The following is a 6468-nucleotide window of genomic DNA, read 5'->3' on the forward strand; positions in this document are numbered from 1 at the left end:
GGACACCTCAGCGAGCGCGCGTGCTTCGCGGAGCATGTCCGGCAGTACCCGCAGGATGGCAACGTTCGATGCAGTATCGCGGAGCCGGTGAAGGCGTAGCGTGTCACGCCACAGCTCGGCAGACGGACGGGGCGCGCCGTCGAAAACCGGAGTCAAATCGTAGCGACGCAGCTCACGCAAGATGCCCGAGGCTGACACCTGCCACTGATTCTCGGACGACTTGCCCGCCACGTACGGACGCTCTATCAGGTCGTTGGGGTGGCAGTGCAGAGCCGCCGCAAGCTGGTTGATGATGCTTGCCCTATCAAGTTCCACCCTGCCGTTTTCGACCTTGGACACCCACCCTTGGGTTCTGCCCATCGCCGCGGCCAAGTCGGCCTGCGGCATGCCCAGCCGTAGGCGTTGGCGCTTCACGCGCTTGCCGATGGCCTCCCGTTCCTCCAGCACCGCTTACCCTCCCTCGTGACTACAGGGACCGTACCGGCACACCGGCCGGGTGTACGAGCTGACCGGGCCGGCGGTCATCACGCCGCGTCAGCAGGCGGAGGTGATCGCCGCCGCGCTCGGCTCGCCCGTACGGTTCCACGAGCTCACCCGCGACGAGGCCAGGGCCACGATGACCCGGTTCGTACCGGCGGAACTCGCCGACGACACCCTGGACATCATCTCCGCCCCGAACCCGCCCGAACTGCGGATCAGCCCGGACGTCGAACAGGTCCTCGGCCGCGCCCCGCACCCCTTCCACAACTGGGTCGCCCGCAACATCGCCGCCTTCCGCTGAGGGACGACACGACAGCACCTGAGCCGGGTACGGGGAGCGGGCGCGGCCCGGTCGGAGCGGCGGCCCCACTCCGACCGGGGCGGGTCAGGCGGCCGTGGCGGCCGCGCGCTCGGCGGCGCTGCGCCCGACGCAGAACTCGTTGCCCTCGGTGGCTCCGGAAACAAGCGATTAGCGGTTCTACGGCAGAGCCGAGAGCCCCGCCCGGATCGGTCCCGGACGGGGCGAGGGGGTTCTACTGCGCGCGGTGGTGCGGCACTGCCCTGCAGTCACGCGACCAGTACCGGGCAAGGCCGCCGGTCCACGGTCGGCAGTCATTCGGCGTACGGCGTGCGCGGCGGGCCGCGTAGCAGGCTCCTGCGAGGATCTGCCACCCGCCGCGCTCGCACCGCAACAGCCCCCGCGTGTTGCGCCGGCGGGTGCCGTCCGGGAGGGCCTTGACGAACGCCTTGGCCATCACGCCACCGCTCAAGCGAGGGCGTGCGCACCGGGGAAGGTGCAGCCGGGATCGGACCGCCCCTCGGCGACCGCCCGCAGGGCCTCGCGCCGCTCGTGAGAAGCACTGAGGCCCGCCCTGCCGGAGTTCACCAGCGGGACGGGGCCGAGGGGCGCAGGGTAGGCAATGGTCGTTGAGTGAATACGACGCCCGCGCCCCTGGTCGACACTACCGCGAGGCGGTCACTCCCAGGTGAGCCGTTGCCCTCCGGAGCCGACGGTCAGCCGCAACCGCTCGGCTTCCGGTTTGCCTGCGGACCACCAGCGGATCAGCTGTTCAGCGATGGCGTCCCACAGCCGGACCGGTCCACCCTGCCGGACCAGCCACCGGCCGTCATCCTCGAACACCGCCGCCCACGCTCCGGCTTCCACGTCGATGATGACGTGTTCCGTCCGGCCGTTGCGGGGCATCCGGAAGTGCTGTGCCCCCGGAGCTGCGAACTGCGCAACGAAGCGGGCCACCCATCGGTCGAGCACGTCTCCGCCGATGGCCGTGTACTCGGCCTCTCCCTGGTCGAGATCGGGGAGCATGCCGAGCGGTGGGGGCATGTGCGGGCGAGCGAGCATGAACGACACACCACCGCCGAGCACCGGACCCGTTGCGGCACCGTCCTCGGCCACCGTGAGCCGTACCAACTCGGAGGCGTTCATCCAGCCGCCGACGGTCACCAGGATCTCGCCGCCGGGGCGGGTCTGTGCGATCCACTCGGCCGGAACGCTCCGGACCCCGCACGTGGCGATGATCCGGTCATATGGCGCCCCCTTGGCGTAGCCCGCGAGACCGTCACCGGTCACCAGCTCGGGCCAGTAGCCGAGTCCGCCGAGCGCCACGGACGCCCGAGCCGACACGTCCGTGTCCACCTCGATCGACGTCACCTGGTCTTCGCCAAGGGTGTGCGTCAGCAGCGCAGTTGAGTAGCCGGTGCCGGTGCCGATCTCCAGCACTCGCATGCCGGACGACACCCGCAGGTCCTCGAGCATCCGGACGACCAGGCCGGGCAGCGTTGACGACGACGTGGGCACCTGCGACAGGCGGCCGTCGACCTGCCGCGGGACGACGCAGCCGGCGAGTTGGGTCACCAGGGTGTCATCCTCGTACACGCGGCTGATCAGCTCCGGCGACTCGGCGAGTGCAACGGGCCGGTACCAGCCGCCCCCGTCATGCTCGAACCATCCGCCCGACAGGAACGCCTCGCGGGGGACCGCCAGTACGGCTGTCTCCCACTCCGGGCTACGGAGCTTGCCGACGCTTCTGAGCTGCGCGGTCAGCACCGCCCGCAGCCCTTCCGACTCGCTCACTCGGGTACTCCGTTCTCCAGAAGATCAGCGATGGCCGACGTGATCGGCAGGCTTGCCGCGGCTTCCAGCCACGCCCATTGACCGTTGGGGTTGCACTCCAGGAACCACCATTCACCCTCGGGGGTCACGGCGAAGTCGAACGCCCCGAAGCGCAACCCGAACTCATCGAGGAACCGCAGCAGGGCGGCCCGGATCGGCTCGGGGCAGTCCACGGGTTCATAGGTCAGGTTCCGGTACTCGCTCCGCCAGTCGACCACTCCGGCCGGAGCGGTGATCAGCGCACAGAACACGCGGTCGCCCACCACGACCGCTCGAACGTCAGCGATTTTGGGGACTTGCGCTTGGAACAGGTGGGGGCACCGGCTGACAGCATCGGTGATCTCACCGGGTTCGACCAAGGCGGCCCAGATGCCCGCCGGCTCTCCGTCCACGTCGTACGACCCGGCGTGCAGAGGCTTGTAGATCGCGGGCTGTACGGCGGTGAACGCTTTCGCCTCGACGGGGTCGCTCGTGATCAGCGTCTCCGGCACCGGCAGGCCGAGCCGGGCAGCCACGGAGAGCTGTTCGGGCTTGTACTCCGCGCGGGCGATTGCCTGCGGCTGGCTCAGGTACAGGCAGCCGGGCAGCGCGGCGAGCACTCCGCCGAGCCCGCGGCGCGTCTCCTGAGCGGCGAAACGGGCCGCCTGGTCGTCGGTGTCCGGCAGGTATGCGCTCGGCCTGCGGTGGTAGAGCGCGCGGACCTGCGCAAGATCCGCTGTTCGCCCTTCGGCGGTCAGCGTTCCCGACCAGCCACCAGGGGTCAGCCGAGCTGCCAGGGTGACGCGCTGCGGCAGGTCCTTCCCCGGGTCGAACCGGAGGACGGGCACCCGGCGCCGGTTCAACTTCGCTACGACCAGATCAGCGGTCGCATCCTCGTATTCGGTGGCGACCAGTACCGGGCGTCCGTCCACGGTCCTACCCCCTAGTCCTGCATCGCGTCGTGGCCGGTGTCGGGGTCGTTCTTCCCGTCCTTGCCCACCTGGGTGGGCGGGTAGGTGCCCACGCTGGTCCCGTGCTTGCCCAGTTCGGCGGGCGACATCCTGCCGTCCGGGCCGAGCCACAGGCCCGTCTGCGTCGTCGGCTCGATACCGACGTACCGGAACTGCGACGGCTCGCCGTTGCGCAGCGGCGTCATGCGTCCGAGACCCCACGGGGCCACCGGGCGGAGATCGGTCGTGGTGCTCAACATGCCTCCTGTGTGTCGTTGTGCACGGACTTGCGGGTACCCGCCCCGATCGGCTCGACCTGTCCAGGGTGGGGCGGCCGGGGCGGGCGTGGTGCCCCGTCCCGGGCGGAATGGACCTCAACCACGGCCCGGCACGGAAGAGTTGGGGCCCGCTCTGGCCCACGGGGAGGGTGAGCCTCATGGATGGGACACCGGAGCGGGCGGTCTAGGTGCGGACGGGGGCGCGATGGCGTCCTTCCGCGTGTCTGCGGCGGCGAAGTGCCCGGGACCACTGCGCGACCCGGTGGGCTCGCTGGCCGGCGACGGTGCCGAGCTGGTGCCAGCGCTGTACGGCGGCGAGTCGTTGCCGGAGAGCGGCGAGGCACCAGCGGCAGGCGGACAGGGCCAGGGCGGTGCCGTCCAGTTCGGCCCCGCCAAGCGGTGTCACGTCCCGCTCGGTGAGGCAGCCCCAGCACAGTCCCGGCGACCAGGACAGCCCCGGAGGAATCTGCGGCAGCGTCCCGGACTCCATCACGGTGCCGATCACGGCGGCCCCTCTCGGTGCCCGGAAACATGTCGCACTCTGATTCGCAGCCGTCGCCGGTGGTGGACCCTCTCCGCCAGAGCGAACCCGTACGGCACGCCGAGCAGCAGCAGCGGAAGCGCTACCCCGAACCACAACGCCTGCCTGACCCCCACCGGCTCGGGGTCCACCACGAGTACAACCCCGGAAGCGATGCCGACCGACACCAGGACAATCGTCACGCACGCGGCAGCCTCGGTGCCCCTGGGCAGGCTCACGTCGGTTCCTCCCTCGGTACCGTGACCATCGGGCGGTAGGCCAAGTGCCCGTAGCTCCGGTGCTCGGGGTGCTCCGCCGTGTGCTCGAACGGCCACAGTTCGGCCGTCTCGCGGTCGATCTGTTCGCCCGAGTCCGCGCCGCACGGGATGCCGTCTTCTTCCTCGCCCTCGCGGTGGACCAAGTGGATTCGCCCCGGTCCGGGTCCGGACCCGAACTTCCACAACAGGCAACGGAAGCGTCGCCGGGTGCCGATCTCGCGGGCAAACGCATCGAGTGCCACGGTCAGCCAGCCTTCACAGGGCGATCGGTCACCATGTCCATGCGCACCCGCTCGTTGACCGTTGCCGCCCGGACGTTCTTCGGGTCCGCTGTCCACGGCTCGCCGCCCAACAACGGGGCGATCCGCCACAGCTCGCCGTCCGGCCCCGAGTAGGTGCCGACCATGCCCCTCCACATGTCCACCACCGGGTCACCGTCGCTCGGCATCCACAGCGGCGTCACCGTAGCGTCGGTTCGCTCCGCCGGACGGTCCTCGGCCGCCAGGGTGCCGACCCCGGCCCGGATGATCTCGGCGAGCCGATCAGCCATCTTCGGCTCGACCACGCCGAGATCCACCCCCGCTACCCCCGTCGCCGGGTCCACCGGGACAACGGCGAGATCCGGGAACGGACACCCGGCTTCCCTCGTGGCCACGCCAAGATCGGCGCACGCCTCCTCGGCGTGCCTCTGTCGCTCCCGGACAACTCGTGAGAGGTGAGACTCAGTCATGGGACCCCCGCTCCCGTCCTCGAGCGGGGCCAGGAACGACCCATCCGCCGTCGAGGTCCACTCATCGCCGCCGCCCTCGGGACAGAGGTGGTATGAGAACACACCTTCACCCGGCACGTTGACCGCCACGCCCGCTCGATCGTCGGCTGAGTCGCGTGCCAGATCGCCGAGTTGAGGCCAGGTACGGGCGGCCCCCCGAGGGGCACCGCGAAGGGAGTCGCCCCTGGGGGTCCTACGTCGTCCGCTCATGCGACAGAACGTATGCGGGCGGTTACAGCCGAGTATGAATCAGTGGAATACCGCCCTATCCGTCCAGGTGGAAGCGGTCAGACATGCGCCTCAACTTCTCCCGGGTAGTGGTCCGTTCGGCGTAAACGATCTTCCTGAGCGTGGCGCGCGCGATGGGATGGTTGCGGATCAGTTGCGGAGCGATACGCTCCGCTTTTTCGAGTTCCGCCAAAGCTCGGTCCCGGTGTCCGTCCCAGAGCCAGGCCCGAGCCACGTCCATGCAATGGTGGCCGCGACGCGAGTTCGGTAGCGCCTCGATCTGCGCCGGGTCGGATCGCTCGGCGAGCGCCAAGGCTTGCGAGTGATCCCCCATTTCCACCTGTACAGAGATGGCATGGATCAGGACATTCCCGGGCGAGAAGGTCAGGGAGTGCCGATCGAAGGTCGGCTGCTCGGTGAGCCGACCCGCTGCCTCGCGGGCCTGGTGGATGTGATCTTCACAGACGGGAGGATCACCAGCGCGAGCGGCAGAGACGGCGGCCCGCAGGTGCAGTGTCCCCCATGCGCGCACGGCCAAGGGATCGCCTGCGCGGTACTGCCCCTCGATCGAGCCCAGCGCCCGATCCGACAGTACGACGGCATCGAACCAGTCCGCGCTGGCCCACATGTCCCATACCCGCATCCAGTCAGCTACGGCGGGAAGCACTGGATCACCTGAAAGCCGAGCGGCCCAGGCTGCGCGCTCACACGCCATCGTGACCAGCTCCGCGTGTCCGAGGGCGTGAGCCGACGTGTGGGCGAACTTGCAACACACCGCATAGACCGAGAACGCCTCTTCCCGCTCTCGGCCGGTGTGGGCTTGATCCGCTTTGACGGACACTCCTGATCAGGGGC

The 6468-nt window shown here is 69.7% G+C and carries 7 protein-coding genes and 2 pseudogenes; 1 reads left to right on the forward strand and 8 read right to left on the reverse strand.

Going from position 1 to position 6468, the window contains the following annotated elements; genetic code table 11:
* A partial coding sequence (locus AA75_RS46015; protein ID WP_149038382.1) for a helix-turn-helix domain-containing protein occupies window positions 1–447 on the reverse strand: 447 nt, incomplete at its 3' end.
* A gap of 34 nt (window positions 448–481) precedes the next feature.
* On the opposite strand from AA75_RS46015, the pseudogene AA75_RS26000 reads away from it, so the two are divergent.
* Window positions 482–781: pseudogene (locus AA75_RS26000) on the forward strand (NmrA family transcriptional regulator); the annotation flags it as partial.
* Between the two features lie 675 nt (window positions 782–1456).
* Here AA75_RS26000 and tgmC read toward each other — a convergent pair.
* The 7 genes and pseudogenes from tgmC to AA75_RS26040 form a co-directional block, all read right to left on the reverse strand.
* Window positions 1457–2572 carry an ATP-grasp peptide maturase system methyltransferase gene (tgmC, locus tag AA75_RS26005; RefSeq protein WP_033822681.1) on the reverse strand — a complete coding sequence of 372 codons (1116 nt, stop codon included), beginning with the start codon at window positions 2570–2572 and terminating at the stop codon, window positions 1457–1459.
* Window positions 2569–3522 carry an ATP-grasp ribosomal peptide maturase gene (tgmB, locus tag AA75_RS26010; RefSeq protein ID WP_033822682.1) on the reverse strand — a complete coding sequence of 318 codons (954 nt, stop codon included), beginning with the start codon at window positions 3520–3522 and terminating at the stop codon, window positions 2569–2571. The genes tgmC and tgmB overlap by 4 nt, the downstream gene beginning before the upstream one ends.
* 11 nt (window positions 3523–3533) lie before the next feature.
* Window positions 3534–3800, reverse strand: a complete 267-nt coding sequence (gene tgmA / locus AA75_RS26015; protein ID WP_033822683.1) for a putative ATP-grasp-modified RiPP — start codon at window positions 3798–3800, stop codon at window positions 3534–3536.
* Between the two features lie 202 nt (window positions 3801–4002).
* On the reverse strand, window positions 4003–4323 hold the full coding sequence (locus tag AA75_RS26020; protein WP_033822684.1) for a hypothetical protein: 321 nt from the start codon (window positions 4321–4323) through the stop codon (window positions 4003–4005).
* A 250-nt stretch (window positions 4324–4573) separates the two neighbouring features.
* Window positions 4574–4858, reverse strand: coding sequence for a hypothetical protein (locus AA75_RS26030; protein ID WP_033822686.1), 285 nt, complete (start codon window positions 4856–4858; stop codon window positions 4574–4576).
* Between the two features lie 2 nt (window positions 4859–4860).
* Window positions 4861–5475 (reverse strand): hypothetical protein, encoded by a 615-nt coding sequence (locus AA75_RS26035; RefSeq protein WP_149038381.1) that lies wholly within the window; start codon window positions 5473–5475, stop codon window positions 4861–4863.
* A gap of 175 nt (window positions 5476–5650) precedes the next feature.
* Window positions 5651–6427 (reverse strand): annotated as a pseudogene (locus tag AA75_RS26040) (transcriptional regulator); the annotation flags it as partial.
* Window positions 6428–6468: the final 41 nt, after the last annotated feature.

This window comes from Kitasatospora sp. MBT63 (assembly GCF_000710465.2).
GTDB lineage: Bacteria > Actinomycetota > Actinomycetes > Streptomycetales > Streptomycetaceae > Kitasatospora.